The 18900-nt window shown below is 61.0% G+C and carries 18 protein-coding genes and 3 pseudogenes; 8 read left to right on the top strand and 13 right to left on the bottom strand.

All coding sequences use genetic code 11. The annotated features are described in order from the left end of the window. The first annotated feature begins 69 nt into the window (after window positions 1-69). Together betC and K9B32_RS06705 are read left to right on the top strand one after the other, a co-directional pair. Window positions 70-1584, top strand: coding sequence for a choline-sulfatase (gene betC, locus K9B32_RS06710; RefSeq protein ID WP_224561093.1), 1515 nt, complete (start codon window positions 70-72; stop codon window positions 1582-1584). 58 nt (window positions 1585-1642) lie between these two features. Then, window positions 1643-1852 carry a molybdopterin-binding protein gene (locus K9B32_RS06705; RefSeq protein ID WP_224561092.1) on the top strand — a complete coding sequence of 70 codons (210 nt, stop codon included), beginning with the start codon at window positions 1643-1645 and terminating at the stop codon, window positions 1850-1852. 3 nt (window positions 1853-1855) lie between these two features. Here K9B32_RS06705 and tsaA read toward each other — a convergent pair. Further along, window positions 1856-2376 (bottom strand): annotated as a pseudogene (gene tsaA, locus K9B32_RS06700) (tRNA (N6-threonylcarbamoyladenosine(37)-N6)-methyltransferase TrmO). 54 nt (window positions 2377-2430) lie between these two features. Further along, window positions 2431-4014, bottom strand: coding sequence for a peptide chain release factor 3 (locus tag K9B32_RS06695; protein ID WP_224561091.1), 1584 nt, complete (start codon window positions 4012-4014; stop codon window positions 2431-2433). A gap of 91 nt (window positions 4015-4105) precedes the next feature. On the opposite strand from K9B32_RS06695, the gene dut reads away from it, so the two are divergent. Genes dut through K9B32_RS06680 form a run of 3 tightly spaced genes read left to right on the top strand, consistent with a single transcriptional unit; the run spans window position 4106 to window position 6479 of the window. After that, window positions 4106-4564 (top strand): dUTP diphosphatase, encoded by a 459-nt coding sequence (dut, locus tag K9B32_RS06690; RefSeq protein WP_224561090.1) that lies wholly within the window; start codon window positions 4106-4108, stop codon window positions 4562-4564. Beyond that, complete coding sequence (locus K9B32_RS06685; protein ID WP_224561089.1) at window positions 4561-5460, top strand: GNAT family N-acetyltransferase; 900 nt, start codon at window positions 4561-4563, stop codon at window positions 5458-5460. The genes dut and K9B32_RS06685 overlap by 4 nt, the downstream gene beginning before the upstream one ends. A 50-nt stretch (window positions 5461-5510) precedes the next feature. Beyond that, window positions 5511-6479: a serine hydrolase domain-containing protein gene (locus K9B32_RS06680; RefSeq protein ID WP_224561088.1), complete on the top strand. Its 969-nt coding sequence runs from the start codon at window positions 5511-5513 to the stop codon at window positions 6477-6479. Window positions 6480-6489: 10 nt separating this feature from the next. On the opposite strand, the gene K9B32_RS06675 is transcribed toward K9B32_RS06680, so the two are convergent. Then, entirely contained in the window at window positions 6490-6960 is a 471-nt protein-coding gene (locus K9B32_RS06675) for an Lrp/AsnC family transcriptional regulator (protein WP_007799543.1), read from the bottom strand. 103 nt (window positions 6961-7063) lie between these two features. Between K9B32_RS06675 and K9B32_RS06670 the strand changes: the two genes are divergently transcribed. Then, window positions 7064-7960 carry a DMT family transporter gene (locus K9B32_RS06670; RefSeq protein WP_224561087.1) on the top strand — a complete coding sequence of 299 codons (897 nt, stop codon included), beginning with the start codon at window positions 7064-7066 and terminating at the stop codon, window positions 7958-7960. 22 nt (window positions 7961-7982) lie between these two features. Here K9B32_RS06670 and K9B32_RS06665 read toward each other — a convergent pair whose 3' ends face one another. Beyond that, window positions 7983-8501 (bottom strand): Dps family protein, encoded by a 519-nt coding sequence (locus tag K9B32_RS06665; protein ID WP_224561086.1) that lies wholly within the window; start codon window positions 8499-8501, stop codon window positions 7983-7985. A 214-nt stretch (window positions 8502-8715) separates the two neighbouring features. Here K9B32_RS06665 and K9B32_RS06660 point away from each other — a divergent pair, with 214 nt between their 5' ends. Together K9B32_RS06660 and cysK are read left to right on the top strand one after the other, a co-directional pair. Next, window positions 8716-9333, top strand: coding sequence for a LysE family translocator (locus K9B32_RS06660; protein WP_224561085.1), 618 nt, complete (start codon window positions 8716-8718; stop codon window positions 9331-9333). 133 nt (window positions 9334-9466) lie between these two features. Then, window positions 9467-10429, top strand: a complete 963-nt coding sequence (gene cysK / locus K9B32_RS06655) for a cysteine synthase A (RefSeq protein ID WP_132591891.1) — start codon at window positions 9467-9469, stop codon at window positions 10427-10429. Window positions 10430-10478: 49 nt separating this feature from the next. Here the strand turns inward: cysK and K9B32_RS06650 are convergent. The 9 genes and pseudogenes from K9B32_RS06650 to rsmI all read right to left on the bottom strand — a co-directional run. Beyond that, a pseudogene (locus K9B32_RS06650) lies at window positions 10479-11360 on the bottom strand (YifB family Mg chelatase-like AAA ATPase); the annotation flags it as partial. 50 nt (window positions 11361-11410) lie between these two features. Continuing rightward, on the bottom strand, window positions 11411-12358 hold the full coding sequence (gene gshB, locus K9B32_RS06645; protein ID WP_224561084.1) for a glutathione synthase: 948 nt from the start codon (window positions 12356-12358) through the stop codon (window positions 11411-11413). A gap of 84 nt (window positions 12359-12442) precedes the next feature. Further along, entirely contained in the window at window positions 12443-12952 is a 510-nt protein-coding gene (locus K9B32_RS06640; protein ID WP_224561083.1) for a cupin domain-containing protein, read from the bottom strand. A gap of 103 nt (window positions 12953-13055) precedes the next feature. Then, the gene (locus K9B32_RS06635) at window positions 13056-14153 is read right to left on the bottom strand and encodes an ABC transporter ATP-binding protein (RefSeq protein WP_224561082.1); all 1098 of its coding nucleotides are present in this window, start codon (window positions 14151-14153) and stop codon (window positions 13056-13058) included. Window positions 14154-14164: 11 nt separating this feature from the next. Beyond that, window positions 14165-15007 carry a sn-glycerol-3-phosphate ABC transporter permease UgpE gene (gene ugpE, locus K9B32_RS06630; RefSeq protein WP_224561081.1) on the bottom strand — a complete coding sequence of 281 codons (843 nt, stop codon included), beginning with the start codon at window positions 15005-15007 and terminating at the stop codon, window positions 14165-14167. An 11-nt stretch (window positions 15008-15018) separates the two neighbouring features. Then, on the bottom strand, window positions 15019-15900 hold the full coding sequence (locus tag K9B32_RS06625) for an ABC transporter permease subunit (protein ID WP_224561301.1): 882 nt from the start codon (window positions 15898-15900) through the stop codon (window positions 15019-15021). A 75-nt stretch (window positions 15901-15975) separates the two neighbouring features. Further along, window positions 15976-17274: an extracellular solute-binding protein gene (locus K9B32_RS06620; RefSeq protein ID WP_224561080.1), complete on the bottom strand. Its 1299-nt coding sequence runs from the start codon at window positions 17272-17274 to the stop codon at window positions 15976-15978. 125 nt (window positions 17275-17399) lie between these two features. Beyond that, window positions 17400-17762 (bottom strand): annotated as a pseudogene (locus K9B32_RS06615) (YraN family protein). Next, window positions 17752-18654 (bottom strand): 16S rRNA (cytidine(1402)-2'-O)-methyltransferase, encoded by a 903-nt coding sequence (rsmI, locus tag K9B32_RS06610; protein WP_224561300.1) that lies wholly within the window; start codon window positions 18652-18654, stop codon window positions 17752-17754. The pseudogene K9B32_RS06615 and the gene rsmI overlap by 11 nt, the downstream one beginning before the upstream one ends. Between the last annotated feature and the right edge of the window lie 246 nt (window positions 18655-18900).

Here is an 18900-nt window from a genome sequence, read left to right as displayed (position 1 = left end):
TGCGGACTGGAAGACCTGTGCAGACGCCGCTAAGTTTCCGCTCCCCGAGAACCGAAGGACACACTCCCCATGGCGCGCCCGAATATCCTTATCCTGATGGTTGATCAGTTCAATGGGACCCTGTTTCCCGACGGGCCGGCCGAATTTCTCCATGCGCCTCACCTGAAGGCCCTCGCCGAGCGTTCGGTGCGCTTCGCAAATACATACACTGCAAGTCCTCTTTGTGCGCCAGCGCGCGCGTCCTTCATGTCCGGACAGCTGCCAAGCAGAACCCGCGTCTATGACAATGCCGCCGAGTTCGCATCTGATATCCCGACATTCGCGCACCATCTGCGTGCGGCCGGCTACCATACTGCCCTCTCCGGAAAGATGCATTTCGTCGGCCCCGACCAATTGCACGGTTTCGAGGAGCGTCTGACGACTGACATCTATCCCGCCGATTTCGGCTGGACGCCCGACTACACCAAGCCCGGCGAGCGCATTGACTGGTGGTACCACAATCTCGGCTCGGTGACGGGCGCAGGCGTTGCCGAGATTACAAACCAGATGGAGTACGACGATGAGGTCGCCTACAACGCGACCCGCAAGCTCTACGACCTGTCGCGCCGTCACGACGACCGTCCCTGGTGCCTGACGGCAAGCTTCACCCATCCGCACGATCCCTATGTCGCACGCCGCAAATATTGGGACCTCTACGAGAACTCCCCGGCGCTCGATCCTGATGTCGATGCGATTCCGTTCGACCAGCAGGATCCGCACTCGCAGCGCCTTTTGAAGGCCTGCGACTATGATGCGTTCGAAATCACGCCGGAACAGATCCGGCGCGCGCGCCAAGGCTACTTCGCCAACATCTCGTACATCGACGACAAGATCGGCGAGATCCTGGACGTCCTCGAGCGCGCGCGGATGGCCGACAACACGATCGTGCTGTTTGTTTCCGACCATGGCGATATGCTCGGCGACCGTGGCCTCTGGTTCAAGATGTGCTTCTTCGACGGCTCCTCACGAGTGCCCTTGACGATCGCGGCTCCGGGCTGGAATGCCGCCTGCATCCAGCAACCGGTCTCGACGCTCGACGTGACGCCGACGCTAGCCGCACTGGCGGGCATCGACATGACCAAGCTCGCACCATGGACGGATGGCGAAGACCTTGCGCCACTCGCGACCGGGACCGGGGGGCGTGGCCCAGTGCCGATGGAATACGCCGCCGAAGGTTCCGAGGCCCCTCTCGTCTGCCTGCGCGAGGGTCGCTTCAAACTCACCCTTTGCGACAAGGACCCGCCGCTGCTGTTCGATCTCGACGCGGATCCCAAGGAACTGAATAACCTTGCCGGCGATGCAGGACATGTCGAAATCCTGGAGAACCTCAAGTCCCTGGCCGAGAAGCGCTGGAACCTGCAGGGCTTCGATGCTGCCGTGCGCGAAAGCCAGGCGCGCCGGTGGGTCGTCTACGAGGCGCTGCGGAACGGCGCATACTATCCCTGGGACTATCAACCACTGCAAAAGGCTTCCGAACGCTACATGCGCAACCACATGGATTTGAACGTGTTGGAAGAAAGCCAACGCTACCCGCGCGGCGAGTAAGACTGCGACCCCGGGGCCGAGCCGATACAGTCTGCCATCCCGAGCCAGGAGACATCTCATGAAGATCAGCGCACGGAATCGACTGAAGGGAAAGATCGTCGAGGTGAAGAAAGGCGCGACCACGGCGCATGTCCGAATCGATATCGGCGGCGGGTCGATCGTCACGGCCTCCATCACCAACGAAGCCGTCGATGAACTGGGGCTCGCCGTCGGCGGCGACGCCTATGCGGTCGTCAAAGCCTCGGACGTCATGATCGCCGTCGACTGATCGTCAGGCCTTCTTGCAAGAATGCGCCACGTCGTCGCCAGTCTGGAAATCTCCAGTCTGCGGCAGCGCTATCGGCTTGACAGTGTGCGATCGGGCTTCAGATCGAGCAGCGGTGTTCCGTCAAGACAATCCATCCCCCGCACCAGCAGGGCGCCACCTTCTACTCCCTCCAGCTTGACGATGGAGGTCCCGATCGGGTTCGGGCGCACCGGCGAGCGAAGAGAAAACGTGCCATGCACCTTTCCGCTGCTGGCCGGGCTTTGCAGGACGAGGTCGCGCCGCGACCGATCCAGCCAATAGAGCACCTCCAGCCGCTCGAAGGCTTCCACACCCTGGAGAGCCTGTCTCCACGGCTCGAATATTTCGATTTTGCAGAGCGGACCGTCATGCCGCCCCTGGCGGGGCGTCTCCATGCGAGAGGTCCAGGGCGTCAGGATGCGCCCGATGAACACCAGGCCGGCGTCGGTCGCCGGCGGTAGTTCGACGGCGACTTCGTTTTCTCTGATTTCATTCTCGCGAACCATGAAACGCTCCTCTTCGTAAAGGCATCATGGCAGATCGGTATATCCGATCCAATATCACGCCGCCTTGACGGCGTGATATTCCTTGAGGGCTGCCATCTTGATCGCCGGATAGCGTTCAGCTTCGTAGCGCAAAGAGAAGCTGTCCTGCGCCAGGAACACGGGATCGTGGTCCAAGTCCCGCGCGATATCGCCGCGGCGAGCGGTGACGAATTTCTCGAGCTCGGCGGGCTGATCGGCGGAGATCCAGCGGCAGACGGAGAAGCGCGACATTTCGAAGGAGACCGGCAGGCCGTATTCGGCCATCAGGCGCTCCTTGAGAACATCGAGCTGCAGCGCACCGACAACGCCGACGATAGCCGGCGAACCATCCTCCGGCTGGAACAGCTGGACGACGCCTTCTTCAGCCATCTGCTGAAGCGCTTCCTTCAATTTCTTCGCCTTCATGGCGTCTTCCAGGCGCACGCGGCGCAGGATTTCCGGCGAAAAGTTCGGCACGCCCTGGAACACCAGCGCTTCGCCCTCCGTCAGCGTATCGCCGATGCGCAGCGTGCCGTGATTGGGAATGCCGACGACGTCGCCGGCATAAGCGGTATCGGCAAGCTGCCGCTGCGAGGCGAAGAAGAACTGCGGCGCGGTAAGGCCGAGCTGCTTGCCAGTGCGCGACAGCCGCGCCTTCATGCCGCGCTCGAGCTTGCCGGAGCAGATGCGGGCAAAAGCGATGCGGTCGCGATGGTTCGGGTCCATGTTCGCCTGGATCTTGAAGACGAACGCCGTCATCCTGTTGTCGGTCGCATGCACGGTACGGATATCGGCGACCTGATCGCGCGGCGGCGGCGCAAACTCGCCGAGCGCATCGATGAGATCGCGAACGCCGAAATTGCGCAGCGCCGAGCCGAAGAAAACCGGCGTCAGATGCCCCTCCAGGAAAGCCTTCTTGTCAAACGGCTTGCAGGCCTCGATCGCGAGCAGGGTTTCCTCGACGAAGGCGTCCCGCTCGTTTTCAGGCAGGCGGTGGGACACCATCTCGGGATCGGTAACCTTGGTCATGATCTCCTGCGTGTCGGAGGCGCGCACCTCGTTGTTGGCGAGGTGGTAGGTGCCGCAGAACGTCTTCGAGCGGCCGATCGGCCATGTCACCGGCGCGCAATCGAGCGCCAGCTTCTCCTCGACTTCATCCAGGATCTCGAAGGGATCGCGGCTTTCGCGGTCCATCTTGTTGATGAAGGTGATGATTGGAATGTCGCGCATGCGGCAGACTTCGAACAGCTTCAGCGTCCGTGGCTCGATACCCTTGGCGGCGTCGATCACCATGACCGCGGCATCGACGGCGGTCAGCGTGCGATAGGTGTCGTCGGCGAAGTCTTCGTGGCCGGGCGTATCGAGGATGTTGAAGACGTTGTCTTTATATTCAAACGTCATCACCGACGTAACGACGGAGATGCCACGCTCGCGCTCGATCTTCATCCAGTCGGAGCGCGTCTGCATGCGGTCCTTCTTTGCCTTGACTTCGCCGGCAAGCTGGATGGCGCCGCCGAACAACAGCAGTTTTTCGGTGAGCGTGGTCTTACCAGCGTCCGGGTGCGCGATAATAGCGAATGTGCGGCGGCGGGAGACCGCCTCGGCGAGACTTTCGGCCATAATGTGAATCCTGTGGAATTGCGGCGTATCTAGCGATTAAAGCCCGGCATTGCAATTGACCTTGGCGCATCGGGCGCAAACTAATGCCCTCATGACAATCCATACCGATGCACGCCCGACACTTAACATCATCCGCCTTGCCAACGGCCAGGATCTCGATCTGCCCTCTTACGAAAGCAAGGGGGCGGCAGGCATGGACCTGCGCGCCGCTACACCGATGACCCTCGAGCCCGGTAAGCGCGCGCTGGTGCCAACGGGCTTCATCTTCGAGATTCCGGAAGGTTTCGAAGGCCAGGTGCGCCCGCGTTCCGGCTTGGCCTTCAAGCACGGCCTCACCTGCCTGAACACACCCGGCACCATCGACAGCGACTATCGCGGCGAGGTCAAGGTGCTGCTGATCAATCTCGGCGATGAGCCGTTCGCGATCACCAGAGGCATGCGCATCGCGCAGATGGTGATCGCTCCGGCGATCCAAGCACATATCTCAGAGATTTCCGAGGCGAGCGTAACGACGCGTGGCGCCGGCGGTTTTGGATCGACCGGAGTATGACCTCCAAGAGCATCGTTCATTCCGGCCTGACCTTCCGCCGAGACTATTTCGGCGACCTCACGGCCTGGCAGGCGCTGGTCGATCTCTTGAAGGATACATTCGATATCGACATCGGCCCACTGCACCAGATGGGCGGGCCTGACCCGAGCAGCATGCCCTTCGGCTGGTTTGCCGGTGACGGCCAGCTTGCCGCCAATCTTTCGGCCCTCGCAATGCCGCTTATGGTCAACGGGCGCACCGTGAATGCCGCCGCATTTCAATCGGGTGCCGTTCGTCCCGCATGGCGCGGACGTGGCCTCTATCGCGACCTCACGCAAAAGGCACTCGCCTGGTGCGAGGAAAAGGGCTTCGAAGCCATCGTCCTTTACACGGACAAGCCGGCGCTCTACGAGCCCTACGGCTTTCACGCGCTGCCGATGCACGCCTATTCCGGCCCGGCGCCGGCGCCTGCCGCTTCGGGTCGTCATGCCCGCACGCTCGATCCCTCGCGGCCAGCCGACCTCTCCGTGTTGCAGGCGGCCTTGAAGCGCCGCGTGCCGGTGTCGGAGACGCTGGCCGTCGTGGAAAGCGCGGCGATGTTCCTCATCAACACCCGGCTCGATCCGAGCGTGCGGCTGAGCTTCATCGAGGACAGGCAGGCGGTCGTCGCCTGGAAGGCGGATGGCGATCGTTTCATTCTGCTCGATGTCGTGGCACCGCAAATCGCCGCCCTTGCCGAAATCATCGGCGCCCTCGGTCTGCGACCGGCCATGGCCGAAGTGCTCTTCTGCCCTGACAGGCTTGGCTGGGAAGGCGAAACGCGGGCACCCGGAGGCGGCACGTGCTTTATGTTTCGCGCCAGCGACGAAATCGCGCTTGAAGCGCCCGCCATGCTTTCGCCAATGGCCGATTTCTGACACCCGCGCGTTTGCCAGCCGAGACTTTCGCAGATCGAAGGAGGGCTGAAATGGCGGAGGCCGCATTCATTTACCCGGATAAGGAATGGCGGCAGCGTACCGAGGGCGGCTGGGATGCCGCGGTGCTGGAAAACCTCGTCCGCGAGCTGGAGCGCGGCGGATCAACCGCGATGATGATTATCGACGGCGGACGTCTCGCCTTTTCCTGGGGCGACACGGCCTACAAGTCGAGCATCGCTTCAGTGCGCAAGAGCCTGATCAGCATGCTCTACGGCATCCATGCCGGGGCCGGCCGGATCGACCTTTCCGCCACGCTCGCCGATCTCGGTATCATCGATGTCGCACCGCTGACGGCAGAGGAACGGACGGCCACGGTTCGCAACCTTCTCGCCGCGCGATCCGGCGTGTATCTCCCTTCGGTCTATGACACGAAGCGGGGACGACCGGAGCGCGGCAGCCACCCGCCGGGTTCTTTCTGGTTTTACAACAATTGGGATTTCAACGTCCTCGGCACGATTCTCGAAGCCCAGACCGACGAGAACCTGTTCGAAAACTTTGCCGCCCGCATCGCCGCGCCCCTCGGCATGCAGGACTTTTCGCCGGACGACTGCCGCTATCAGCATGGACCGGAATCGCTGCATCCCGTTTACAAGATGGCAATGAGTGCTCGCGACTTCGCAAGGGTCGGCCTGCTTTATCTGCGAGGCGGCCGCTGGAACGGCGTACAGGTTGTGCCCGAGGACTGGGTTCGCCTGTCAACCCAACCGCATTCTGATCTCGGGGGCGGCAGGGGCTATGGCTATCTCTGGCTGACGGCGGACGCGAATGCGCCGGAGGATCCGCTCTCCATCCAAACGCCACTGTTTTATGCCAGCGGCTTTGGCGGGCAATACATCATCGTCGTTCCGGCACTCGATCTCGTCGTTGTGCACCGCGCCGCGCGGGTCGATTACGGCATCAGCCATATCCGTATGGGAGAGCTGATGCGGCTTGCCATTTCGGCGCGCTCGAACCGATAGCACTTACCTTTCAGGGCTTTGCTGCGAGCGGCGGCAGCCGACGCTTGACGGGTGATGCCTTGACCATCGAGGTGCTCGTTTCGGCCTTCTCCGCCACCTTGTCGAGGATCGTGTCGAGCTCCGCCATCGAGCGGACGACAAGCCGGGCAATGAAGCAGTCGTCTCCCGTCACCTTGTCGCATTCCACGAACTGCGGCGTGTCCTGGATGATCCGCTGAACGACATGCAGCTGTCCCGGCAGCGGACGGACGCGTACGATCGCCTGCAGCGGGTATCCGAGTGCTGCAGCGTCGATATCAATGGTGAAACCCGCGATGATCCCGCGCTCTTCCAGGCGACGGAGGCGTTCGGCGGCACTCGGTGAAGAAAGCCCGGCAGCCTGTGCCAGCTCCTTCAACGAGATGCGAGCGTTTTCCGCCAGTGCCTCCAATATTCTCTGATCGACATCATCGATCGCATTATCATTAGGCGAAACAGACATTATTCCTCACAATGACAGGAGAGCGGCATAATCAACCTAATGCAAACTATATAAACCGGGACAGGACCGCAATAATCTTCATCTATCGAGATGGAGAAACGTGATGCATAGCGAAATCCGCACCGGCACCGCCCAAATGACCGCAGCAATGCTGATATCGGGAACAATCGGCTGGTTCGTGGTCATGTCAGGCCAGCCGGTGAGCGGCGTGGTATTCTGGCGCTGCCTTTTCGGCGCGATCAGCCTGCTTGCGGTCTGCGCTGCCATGGGGCTGCTTCGACCTGGTATCATCAGCTTGAAATCGGTCGGTATCGCGATCTTCGGCGGCGTGGCTATCGTTCTCAACTGGCTGCTGCTCTTTGCATCATACGGCCATGCATCGATTTCGATCGCTACAACTGTCTACAACACGCAACCCTTCATGCTGCTTGCGCTGGGCGCCTTGTTTCTCGGCGAGAAGATCACCGCCGCAAAGCTGTTCTGGCTGACGCTGGCCTTTGGTGGCATGGCGGCGATCGTCGAGGCGAAGCCTGCCACCGCTGGTGGGCACGAGGGCTACGGCCTCGGCATCTTGCTGGCGCTTGGTGCCGCATTCTTCTACGCTCTCGCGGCGCTGGCGGCAAAGTGGCTGAAGGGTACGCCGCCGCACGTTATCGCGCTGATCCAGGTTGCCACCGGCGTACTCATGCTGCTGCCGACCATGAACTTCTCGGACCTGCCCGCGGACGGCTCCTCATGGTCGATCCTGATCACCATGGGTATCGTGCACACTGGCCTGATGTATGTGCTGCTCTACGGTGCGATCCAGAAGCTGCCGATCCATCTGACCGGCGCGCTGTCATTCATCTACCCGATCGCGGCGATCCTTGTGGATCGACTGGCCTTCGGACATGCATTGCAGCCGATGCAACTGCTTGGCGCAGCCGTCATCCTTGTCGCCGCCGCAGGCATGAACCTTGGCTGGACGCCCGCGCAGTTTTTGCGCGCGCGGGCAGGCTGACAATTCGAGAAGCGGAACGAGACTACTTCTGCTGCCGCGTCGTTTCGAACAGGAACCAGGTGCGGCGCTCGGCCTCATCGATCCACACTTCCAGCAGGCTCGTCGTGGCGACGTCATTGTGCTCGGAGCAGACATCATGGGTCTCGCGCAACAGCGAGACCAGCTGCCTGTTGTCGTCGCGCAGTTCCGCCAGCATGTCTTCCGGCGTGACATACTCGGCATCATTGTCGTTGATGCGCTGCAGGCGGCCGATATGGCCGATGGAGCGCAGCGTGGTGCCGCCGATCTTGCGGGCGCGCTCGGCAATCGCATCGGTCGTGGCGAAGATCTGCTCGGCCTGCTCGTCGAGCATCAGGTGATAGTCGCGGAAATGCGGTCCCGACATATGCCAATGGAAATTCTTAGTCTTAATGTAGAGCGCAAAAACATCCGCCAGCAACGCAGCCAGAGCGGCTGAGATATCTTGAATGGCATTGCTCTTCAGGTCCGTGGGGGTAGCGAGCGGGGCGAGTTTGCGCTTTTCGGCTGACGTGGGGCTCATCAGGTGTCTCCTTTGGTGAGCGGCGGGCAATTGGTGGTTATGGGGCAGTTGACAAGGTGGCGGCTGTCACCAGCCTTCGATCACCGCCCTGGAACTAGAACCGCGACAGCCAGCGTCAATAGCGGCAAGCTACCGCAGGATGATGACAAGAACTCAGATCCTTGAAAGTACCAGGCCGCAGGCGTAGAAGGCGGTTGAAGCAGGAGCTCCCGTCATGTCGTTCACCGCCCTTTTCGCTTATGGAGCAGCACTTTTCATCGCGGCGGCAATTCCGGGGCCGGGCATCACGGCGATTGTTGCCCGCGCGCTGGGCTCGAATTTCCGTGAGACGTTCTTCATGGGCCTCGGTCTCGTCCTTGGCGACATGACCTATCTGACCGCTGTTATCCTCGGTCTTGCCTTCGTGGCACAAACCTTCACGGAAGTTTTCATTGTCATCAAGATCGCCGGTGCGCTCTATCTCGGCTACATCGCCTATAAGCTCTGGACGGCCGGGCTGCTGCCGCAGGACGTCGCAGCAAAGAAGGCAAGCAGCATCGGCATGAGCTTCCTGTCCGGCCTTCTGGTAACGCTTGGCAACCCCAAAACCATGCTTTTCTACGTCGCGCTGGTGCCAACGCTGATCGACCTCAACAGCATCGGGCTTCGCGAATATGGCATCCTGCTCGCTACCACCTTCGTGGTCCTGCTGGTTGTTCTGGTTCCCTATATGCTGCTCGCCTCGCGCGCACGACTGATGCTGAAGCAACCGCGTGCGCTGCAGGCACTGAACAAGATGGCGGCTGGCATTCTCGCCAGCACGGCCGCCTTCATCGCCACCCGCGCAGCCTGAAAAAGTTCGTTCGGCAAAGGTCGGTTTTCAAAGGATTTTTTCTCCGAAGGCGCCTTCGCGCGAGTGATGCCGCACTGGTCTCCACCCGCCTTTGACCCTATTCTCTCCGCACATTTCATCAAGGGAGAGCCGAATGTCGAAGAAACCGGGCCGTGGCCGTATCTATTCCTCGATCACCGAAACCATCGGCGACACACCGATCGTGCGGCTCGACAAGCTCGCCAAGGCGAAGGGCGTAAAGGCGAATCTGCTCGCCAAGCTGGAATTCTTCAATCCGATTGCTTCCGTCAAGGACCGTATCGGCGTTGCCATGATCGAATCGCTGGAGTCCCAGGGCAAGATTTCGCCTGGCAAAACGACCCTGATCGAGCCGACATCCGGCAATACTGGAATTGCGCTCGCCTTTGCTGCGGCCGCCAAGGGATACAAGTTGATCCTGACGATGCCGGAAACGATGTCCGTCGAGCGGCGCAAGATGCTGGCGCTGCTCGGCGCCGAGCTTGTTCTGACCGAAGGCCCGAAGGGCATGAAGGGCGCGATCGCGAAGGCCGAGGAACTGGCTGCGACCCTCCCGGATGCCATCATCCCGCAACAGTTCGAGAACCCGGCCAACCCGGAAATCCATCGCCGCACGACAGCCGAAGAGATCTGGAACGATACTGAGGGTGCGGTTGACATCCTGGTTGCCGGCATCGGCACCGGCGGCACCATCACCGGGGCGGGACAGGTGCTGAAGTCGAAGAAGCCCGGCATCAAGGTGGTCGCCGTCGAGCCGGCGGAATCGCCGGTTCTTTCCGGCGGCCAGCCGGGACCTCACAAGATTCAGGGCATTGGCGCCGGCTTTGCGCCGGCAATCCTCGATACGCACATCTACGACGAGATCATCACGGTGAGCAGTCCCGAGGCGCTGGAACTTGCCCGCGAGGTTGCCAAGCTCGAAGGCGTGCCCGTTGGCATTTCCTCCGGCGCAGCACTGGCCGCGGCCATCGCGGTCGGCAGCCGCGAGGAGAATGCGGGAAAGAATCTCGTCGTGATCATTCCGTCTTTTGCCGAACGCTATCTCTCGACCGCACTGTTCGACGGCCTCGGCAACTGAACGCCCTCATCCTGAATGAACCTGGGGCGCCTCGGCGCCCCTTTTCGTTTCAGGCGGCTGCGGTCAGCTGCTCGCCGGCGATTCGCCGCGGCAAGGTGAATGCGGCCTACGGTCTCGTTGCCATCGAGATCCGCCAAGGTGCGCGCCACTTTCAGCATACGATGGTAGCCTCGCTCCGAGAACTTCATTTTCTCGGCCGCGTCGCGAGCAACTGCAGGCCAGCAGGATCCGCGGCGTATTTCTCGATCATGACGGTCGAACACGGAGCGTTTGTGCCGATGCCTCCGAGTCCGGCTGCTTCAAAGCGGTTTCGCTGAATGTCACGTGCACGGGCAAAGCGGCGGGCGATATCCGCGCTCCTTTCGGCAGGCATCGGTTGGATAAGATCGACGGCGGAGACGGCAGGCACATCGATACGGATGTCGATGCGATCCATCAGCGGGCCTGATATGCGCGCCTGGTAGTCCGTCATGCAGCGTGGGCCGCGCGCGCAGCTATGACCGGGTTCGCCCGCCATGCCGCAGCGGCAGGGGTTCATGGTTGCGACGAGCTGGATGTTGGCGATAGGCCACACGATGATTGGCGCGGGCGATGATGCATTCGCCCGTCTCCAGCGGTTGCCGCAGGGATTCGAGCGCCTGCGGCGAAAACTCAGGAAACTCATCAAGGAACAGCACGCCATGGTGGCGAGCGACGCCTCGCCCGGCCTGGCGCGCAAGCCGCCTCCCACCAGGGCGGCGGCCATCGTCGCTGAATGATGTGGAGTCCGGAAGGGGCGGCGATCCGAGAGTTTTCCGCCAGATGGTTGTCCGGCTGCCGAATGGATCGTCGAGACTTCCAGCAGTTCGGCGGCGGAAAGCGGCGGCAGGATCGAGGGTAGCCGTGCCGCGAGCATGGATTTTCCCGAGCCGGGCGGGCCAACCATCAGCATCTTACGGCGAAAACCGTCCCCGCCGCACGAAGCCATGCAGCCAAGGAGCGCTAGACGCGCTTCCGCTCAATCGCGTCCCAAAGCAGAGCGGCAATGTCGGCGCCGCCGAACTTGCGGACCTCGCGAATACCTGTCGGCGACGTGACGTTGATCTCCGTCATGTAGTCGCCGATGACATCGATGCCGACAAAGAGGAAGCCGCGTTCCTTGAGCGCAGGGCCGATGCGCTTGCAGATTTCGACTTCGCGTGCCGTCAGTTCGGTTGCCTCGGCACGTCCGCCGACATGCATGTTGGAACGGCTGTCGTGCTCGGCGGGGACGCGATTGATGGCACCGACCGGCTCGCCATCGACGAGCAGGATGCGCTTGTCGCCCTTGCGGACGTCGGGAAGGTACTGCTGCGCGATGAAGGGTTCGCGGAACAGTTGGCCGAACATTTCGAGCAGCGACGACAGGTTGCGGTCGTCCCTGGTCGAGTGGAACACGCCAGCGCCGCCATTGCCGTAGAGCGGCTTCAAAATGATGTCGCCCATCTCGTCCCGGAAACGGCGGATTTCGCCCGCGTCCTTCGTGATCAGCGTCTTCGGCATCAGATCGGCAAATTCGGTGACGAAGATCTTCTCGGGAGAGTTCCGCACCCAGGCCGGATCGTTGACGACGAGTGTCTTCGGGTGGATCCGCTCCAGCAGGTGAGTCGAGGTGATATAGGCCATGTCGAACGGGGGGTCCTGGCGCAGCAGGATCACATCCATCGTCGACAGATCGACACGTTCGGGCGCTCCGAGCTCGAAGTGATCGCCCTTGACGTCGCGCAACACCATCGGCTCGACGGTGGCGTATAGATTCCCATCCCTGAAGCTCAGTCGCTCGGGCGTGTAGTGGAAGAGCCGATAGCCGCGAGCCTGCGCTTCGAGGCTCATCGCGAAGGTGGAATCCCCTGCAATATTGATGCCGGCGACATGGTCCATCTGGACCGCTACATTCTTGATCTTGGCCATTTCCGTCCCTTAGCTAATGCCGGACAGATGTAGGCTGCAGATGCCCTGAAAGCAACGCCGTGCCCGCGTCGCGAGACGAAATCTTCAGGCCGCGATGCCGCTCTTGGGAGCCTCGCCGCGCAGCAGGCTGCGGAGCCGATAGGCAAGCGCAACTGGCTTCGGAAACGGCTTCCTGAGGAACGCGACCTTGCGCACGTAATTGTCGACGCGCCAGCTCGCCCAGGTGCCAGCCGCGAAGAAGGCAACGTCGCCGGCCTCCAGCATGCGCTCCGTGCCATCCTCGGCGAGGATGTGCACGCTGCCATCAAGAATCATCACCGTTTCGTCCCAGTAGAAGTACCAACGGAATTCGCCGGCCGTGCAGTCCCAGATCGCCGTGTAGGCTGCATCATCGTTACTGCGGGAATGCTCACCGGTGCGTGCCTGCGGATCGCCGCTGATGATCCAGTCTGGATTGATCGGCGTCGCGTGCATGACCAGGTTGCCGCCGGACTTCGCCACAAATGTCTTTGCCGCCGGTTGCGGCAGATTCGGAAAAGGCACCACCCGCGCGGCCATCGCGACCACACTGGCCAGCATCATCTGCATACCCATGAGCAACCCCCGCTGCTATCAGATCCTGGTCGGGATAGCAGAGAGTCGTAAAGGCACCGTACAAGCAGTGCCTACAATTTGAACGATCGCAACGTCCAAAGGACTAGGCGATTTCCGTCTTTGCCACCATGGCCCGTTGAAGAGCCGTCCCGCCGATACGCTTTCCGGTGTCGTGAGTGAAGAAATGCAGTCTTTCGGCACCCACAACCAGCCGCAGTTCGGACGTTAATTCCGCCTCCGGAGACAGGGCTGCCGTCAGCGATTGATCGCCGAGATTTCCGTGCACGAGACGCTGGGAGCCGAGCTCTTCCACATAGTCCACTGCAACAGTCATGGCATGTTCGCCAGGGCTTGCGAGGCGCAGGTCCTCGGCGCGAATACCGACGGTGACAGATCCGGATGCAGGTGCATGACCGCCAAGGTCGATCAGGTTCGGGCCCAGTGCAAGCTTGTCGCCATGCAGTTCGCCCTGCAGCAGATTCATCGCCGGGGATCCGATGAAGCTCGCGACGAAGGTCGACGCTGGGGTGTGGTAGACGTCGAGCGGCGCGCCGATCTGCTCGATCTCGCCGCCGTTGAGAACGACCAGCCGATCGGCGAGTGTCATCGCCTCCAGCTGATCGTGGGTGACGTAGATCGAGGTGGTGCCGAGACGGCGCTGCAGCCGCTTGATCTCGCCGCGCATCGAGACCCGCAGCTTTGCATCGAGGTTCGAGAGCGGCTCGTCGAACAGGAAGGCGGCGGGCTTGCGGACGATGGCGCGGCCCATGGCGACGCGCTGACGCTGGCCGCCGGAAAGGGCGCGCGGCTTGCGCTCGAGATAGGCTTCGAGCTGCAGCATGCGGGCCGCTTCAGCGACGCGGGCATCGATCTCGGCCTTCGGCGTCTTGCGGTTGCGCAGGCCGTAAGCGAGGTTGTCGTAGACCGTCATGTGCGGATAGAGCGCATAGTTCTGAAACACCATGGCGATGTCGCGTTCGGCGGGGTCGACCTTATTGACGACGCGGTTGCCGATCTTCACCTCGCCCTTGGAGATTTCCTCCAACCCGGCGACCATGCGCAGAAGCGTCGACTTTCCGCAGCCGGAGGGGCCGACGAGGACGATGAACTCACCGTCCTTGATGTCGATGTTCACGGATTTCACCGCATGCACGTCCCCGGTATAGATCTTGGAGACCTGATTGATTTCGATGGCGGCCATCGGCGTTTCCTTTACTTGTCGCTTTCGGTGAGGCCCTTGATGAACCAGCGCTGGAACACCACGACGATGATGACAGGCGGCAGCATCGCGAGGATCGCGATGGCGAAGGCTTCGTTGTAATCGGGGATCTGCGCGCCGACCCAGACCAGCAGAATCTGCTTGATGCCGCGCACCAGCGTGTAGAAGCTCTCGTCGTTGGTCATCAGCATCGGCCAGAGATACTGGTTCCAGCCATAGACGAACATGATGATGAAGATGGCGGCCACCATCGTCTTCGAAAGCGGCACGATCACGTCGAAGAAGAACTTGATCGGACCGGCGCCATCGATACGCGCCGCTTCCAACAACTCGTCCGGGATCGATTTGAAGAACTGCCGGAAATAGAAGGTGCCGGTTGCCGATGCCAGCAGCGGCACGATCATGCCGGTATAGGTGTTGATCAGGTGCAGCTGGTGCATCACCTCGTAAGAGGGAAGGATGCGCACTTCGAGCGGCAGCAGCAGCGTCGTGAAGATCATCCAGAAGAACAGCGTTCCGAGCCGGAAACGGAAGTAGACGATCGCATAGGCGGCGAGCATCGACAGGATGATCTTGCCGATGGCAAAGCCGATGCCGAGGATCAACGAGTTCATCAGCATACGCGTCCCGGTCACCTGCCCGGTGAAGCCGCCTTCGCGATTGAGCACGGTGCTGTAGGTCTCGGCGAAATGGTTGCCCCAGGTGAGGGTCAAACCTTGCCGATGGATCTCGGCGGCATCGTGCGTCGAGGTGAAGAAGGCAACGACGACAGGCGCCATCATGACGAAGACGCCGAGAAGCAGGATGACGTGATCGACGATCTTGAGACGGTACATTCCCGCGCTCCTCAATTGTAGTGAACGCGCCGCTCAAGGAAGCGGAACTGGAAGACGGTCAACACGAAGACGACGATCATCAGGATCACCGACTGGGCCGAGGAGCCGCCGAGGTCGTTGCCACGGAAGCCATCCATGTAGACCTTGTAGACGAGCGTGATCGGGTTGTTGGCGGCCTTGTCCTTCACCATCACGTCGACGATGCCGAAAGTATCGAAGAGCGAATAGGTGACGTTGATGACGAAGAGGAAGAAGGCGGTCGGCGCCAAGAGCGGCAGGATGACGGTCCAGAACCGCCGGAAACCCGAGCGGCAGTCGAGCGCCGCAGCCTCGCGAACGGAAACGGGAATCCCCTGAAGGCCCGAGAGAAAGAAGATGAAATTGTACGGGATCTGTTTCCAGACGGAGACGACCACCATCGCAAACGCCGTGTCGAAATAATTGAGACCGATCTTCATGTCCCAGCCGAACAAGGCGGCGAAACGCACGAAGGGACCAATATGCTGGTCGAAGAACATCATGCCGATCAGGCCGGCGACCGGCGGGGCGATCGCGTAGACGGAAATCAGCAGTGTTTTGTAGGTCGAGCTGCCGCGGATGACGGCATCGGCCTTGACGGCGAGAAGCAAGCCTAGCGACAGCGAGAAGAAGGTGACGAGCGCCGTGAAAATGGCTGTGAAGCCAGCAATCGAGCGGTACTCGGCGCTTTCGAGAACGCCCTTGTAATTGTCGAAGCCGACGAAGCTGGAGCCGAAGCCGAACGGGTCTTCGAGGAAGAACGAGGACTTCACCGCCTGAATGGACGGCCAGTAGAAGAAAATAAAGATGACCGCCATCTGCGGCAGCAGGAAGAGATAAGGCAGCGTTGGCGACGAAAACTGCACGCGCTTCATGGCGGGACCTTTTTGCAAAGCGGTTCCGGAGACGGCGAGCGCCTCCGGAACCGTGGTTTTCAGCAATGGGTTTTATCAGCCGGCAGTCTTGGCAAAACGCTCGAGGAGCTGGTTGCCTTCCTTCTCGATGGTATCGAAAGCCTCCTTGACGGAGGTTTCGCCCGAGAAGATACGGCCGTATTCGCGTTCCATGATTTCGCGGATCTGCGGATAGAAGCCGAGGCGATAGCCCTTCGACCACTCGCCGTCTTCGAGCTTCAGCTGCTTGATGCCGACTTCGGCCACCGGCTCCTTGTCGTAGTAGCCTTCCTTCTTGGCGAGTTCGTAAGCTGCCTCGGTGATGGCGACGTAGCCGGTTGCCTGGTGGTAGAACTTCTGGATCTCGGGCGAGGTCAGGAACTGGAAGAAGTCCGCAACGCACTTGTTCTCTTCAGCCGACTTGCCGGACATGGCAAAGAGTGCCGCGCCGCCGATGAAGCTATGGGTGCCAGCGCCCTTGATCGAACCCCAGTAGGGCAGGAAGGTTGCCGAGAAGGGCATCGTTGCCGTCTTCTTCAGACCGCCGAAGGAACCCGAAGAACCGATCCAGAGAGCGACCTTGCCTTCCTCGAAGGGCTTCTGGTTGTCGGCCCAGCCGGCGCCGTAGTACTTGAAGTAGCCTTCGTCGGACCAGGCCTTCAGCTTGTCGAACATCATGATGAGGTTCGGATCGGTGACCTTGAGCTTGGTGTCGACGACGCTGTCGTAGCCGTTGTTGTTGGTGGCGAACTGAATGTTGTTGCGCGAGAAGAAGTTCTCGGTGAACTCCCAGGTCAGCTGCGACTGGACGAGCGGGATGTAGCCTGCGGCCTTGAGCTTCGGAGCGATCGCCTCGAACTCATCCCAGGTCTTCGGGGCTTCGACGCCAGCCTTCTTCAGCGCTTCCGGATTGGTGTACATGATCGGCGCGGAAGAGTTGAAGGGCATGCCGACGAACTTGCCGTCAGCAGCAGCGTAGAAATACCGAACACCCGGAATGAAGGCGTTGCGGTCGAACTTGTAGCCGGCGTCCTTGATCAGGTCTTCGGCTGGAACGACGGCGCCCTTAGCGTTGATGATGGTTGCAGCACCCGCGTCGAAGACCTGCAGGATGTTCGGCTGCTCGCCAGAGCGGAAGGCAGCGATGCCGGCAGCAAGCGCTTCTTCGTAGGTACCCTTGCTGACCGGGGTCAGGGCGCAGGCGGACTGCGAAGCGTTGAACTTCTGTGCAACCTCATTGATGACTTCGCCGTTGCGGCCGCCCATGCCGTGCCACCACGTGATGCTGGTCGCAGCAAAGGACGACGATGCCGAAAAGCTTACGGCCACAGCCGCCATCGAAATTTTCTTGAACATGGCTAATCCCTCTCCACCAGTTGTTGGGGTGAGGAGTGCAATAGAGGCCTTCCATGACGCCTCCTTAATGATTTGATGACAGGAGTGTTACATCGACACCTTTTTGCACACGATTGCAATCTGCATTAGAAGGCATTCGGAAAATGCCGCGGCAGGCGGCCAGGCAGGATAGCCACGATGTCGTAACGCTGCGAAAGCACAGCATGATCGCGTTGCATCGCCAACCACGGATCACTGGCAGCTCTGATGCAGTTTTGCGCCGTTGGCGATACGGCGTCGATGGCGCTCATTAGTCACGGCGCGCCTTCACTTCCACGAAAATCGCCAGATTGCCCTTGCGTGCAATAATGCCGATCTCACCGAGCTTGGTGCGATAGCGCAGGGCGACGATGCGATAGCTCCTTGAGCATGAGATAAAGAGCAGCCAGATACTCGGACACATGGCCCCGGCGAAGCGCCTTGGGGCGGTCGTTGGCCCTATCGCTCATCGCTGCCCTTCATATCGAGGAGACGCTGGTAGAGCTCCTTCTTGGAAATGCCTGTGAGCCGCGACGCTTCCGCAGCGGCCTTGGAGGTCGGTAAGGTCTTCGCCAGGTCGGCCAGGATCGCATCCACATTCGAGGGTTCCACCGGGCGCTCCGGAGGCGGACCGATAACGAGCACGATCTCGCCTTTGACGCTATCGACGCCGGAATAATGGGCAGCAAGCTCCGCCAGCGTGCCACGACGAAACTCCTCATAGGTCTTTGTCAATTCACGGCAGACCGACGCAACGCGATCACCGCCGAGCACATCGGCGGCGGCGGCCAGCGTTGCGGCTATGCGATGCGGCGATTCAAAGAACATCAACGTTGCGGGAACGGCTTCGAACTCGGCCAGCCGATCGCGACGCGCCTTGTCCTTGGTCGGCAAAAACCCGGCGAAGAGAAAGGCGTCATTGGGCAGGCCCGAGCCAACCAGAGCGGCGAGCGGCGCGGAGGCCCCTGGAATGGGTATGACGCGATAGTCTGCCTCGATGGCGTTTTGCGCCAGACGATAGCCGGGATCCGAGACCAGCGGCGTCCCGGCATCCGAGACCAGGGCAACGGACTTGCCGGATTTCAGCGCCTGCAAGAGCCGTGGCCCGGCTTCATCGGCATTGTGTTCGTGGTAGGCATAGGGCCGGTTTTGAATGCCGTAGCGGTCAAGCAGGACGCGGGTGACGCGCGTGTCTTCGCAGGCCAGCACATCCGCACCTGCAAGCGTTTCCAGTGCCCGCAATGTGATGTCGCCGAGATTGCCGATCGGCGTCGCGACGAGGTAAAGCGCCGGTTCCAATGGTCGCGCCGGAATGGACATATTGTGCAGGCGGAAGCTGCGTTGCCTGCCACCTTCGGCCATCACATCGTCATTGCTCAAGATAGTTTCGCTTTCTTTGGCTTCGCGCCTTTATGGGCGAGGCCTTGCAGTTCGGCAAGGCCGCTGCGATTTCTGTGAGCATTGCACGGGAAAACGGCAATTGCATTGAGGCTTCCGCTGGTACCTCTTGCAATCGGGCGCAAAATCCTGCCATTTTGCCTATCCACTCTCCGGTCCCTCTTGGGCAAAAAGCATTCCTTGCGGCGCGCAACATGTGCGCTCGAGCAG

Origin of the sequence: Rhizobium sp. 3T7 (assembly GCF_020166565.1) — a bacterium.
Taxonomy (GTDB): domain Bacteria; phylum Pseudomonadota; class Alphaproteobacteria; order Rhizobiales; family Rhizobiaceae; genus Rhizobium.
The sequence above is the reverse complement of the archived record's forward strand: the minus strand, read 5'-3'. Positions and strand labels throughout refer to the sequence as shown.

Coding starts and splice junctions, on each gene's coding strand:
- betC (WP_224561093.1), top strand. CDS start 70: ATGGCGCGCCCGAATATCCTTATCCTGATGGTTGATCAGTTCAATGGG.
- K9B32_RS06705 (WP_224561092.1), top strand. CDS start 1,643: ATGAAGATCAGCGCACGGAATCGACTGAAGGGAAAGATCGTCGAGGTG.
- K9B32_RS06695 (WP_224561091.1), bottom strand. CDS start 4,014: ATGGCCGAAAGTCTCGCCGAGGCGGTCTCCCGCCGCCGCACATTCGCT.
- dut (WP_224561090.1), top strand. CDS start 4,106: ATGACAATCCATACCGATGCACGCCCGACACTTAACATCATCCGCCTT.
- K9B32_RS06685 (WP_224561089.1), top strand. CDS start 4,561: ATGACCTCCAAGAGCATCGTTCATTCCGGCCTGACCTTCCGCCGAGAC.
- K9B32_RS06680 (WP_224561088.1), top strand. CDS start 5,511: ATGGCGGAGGCCGCATTCATTTACCCGGATAAGGAATGGCGGCAGCGT.
- K9B32_RS06675 (WP_007799543.1), bottom strand. CDS start 6,960: ATGTCTGTTTCGCCTAATGATAATGCGATCGATGATGTCGATCAGAGA.
- K9B32_RS06670 (WP_224561087.1), top strand. CDS start 7,064: ATGCATAGCGAAATCCGCACCGGCACCGCCCAAATGACCGCAGCAATG.
- K9B32_RS06665 (WP_224561086.1), bottom strand. CDS start 8,501: ATGAGCCCCACGTCAGCCGAAAAGCGCAAACTCGCCCCGCTCGCTACC.
- K9B32_RS06660 (WP_224561085.1), top strand. CDS start 8,716: ATGTCGTTCACCGCCCTTTTCGCTTATGGAGCAGCACTTTTCATCGCG.
- cysK (WP_132591891.1), top strand. CDS start 9,467: ATGTCGAAGAAACCGGGCCGTGGCCGTATCTATTCCTCGATCACCGAA.
- gshB (WP_224561084.1), bottom strand. CDS start 12,358: ATGGCCAAGATCAAGAATGTAGCGGTCCAGATGGACCATGTCGCCGGC.
- K9B32_RS06640 (WP_224561083.1), bottom strand. CDS start 12,952: ATGGGTATGCAGATGATGCTGGCCAGTGTGGTCGCGATGGCCGCGCGG.
- K9B32_RS06635 (WP_224561082.1), bottom strand. CDS start 14,153: ATGGCCGCCATCGAAATCAATCAGGTCTCCAAGATCTATACCGGGGAC.
- ugpE (WP_224561081.1), bottom strand. CDS start 15,007: ATGTACCGTCTCAAGATCGTCGATCACGTCATCCTGCTTCTCGGCGTC.
- K9B32_RS06625 (WP_224561301.1), bottom strand. CDS start 15,900: ATGAAGCGCGTGCAGTTTTCGTCGCCAACGCTGCCTTATCTCTTCCTG.
- K9B32_RS06620 (WP_224561080.1), bottom strand. CDS start 17,274: ATGTTCAAGAAAATTTCGATGGCGGCTGTGGCCGTAAGCTTTTCGGCA.
- rsmI (WP_224561300.1), bottom strand. CDS start 18,654: ATGGCCGAAGGTGGCAGGCAACGCAGCTTCCGCCTGCACAATATGTCC.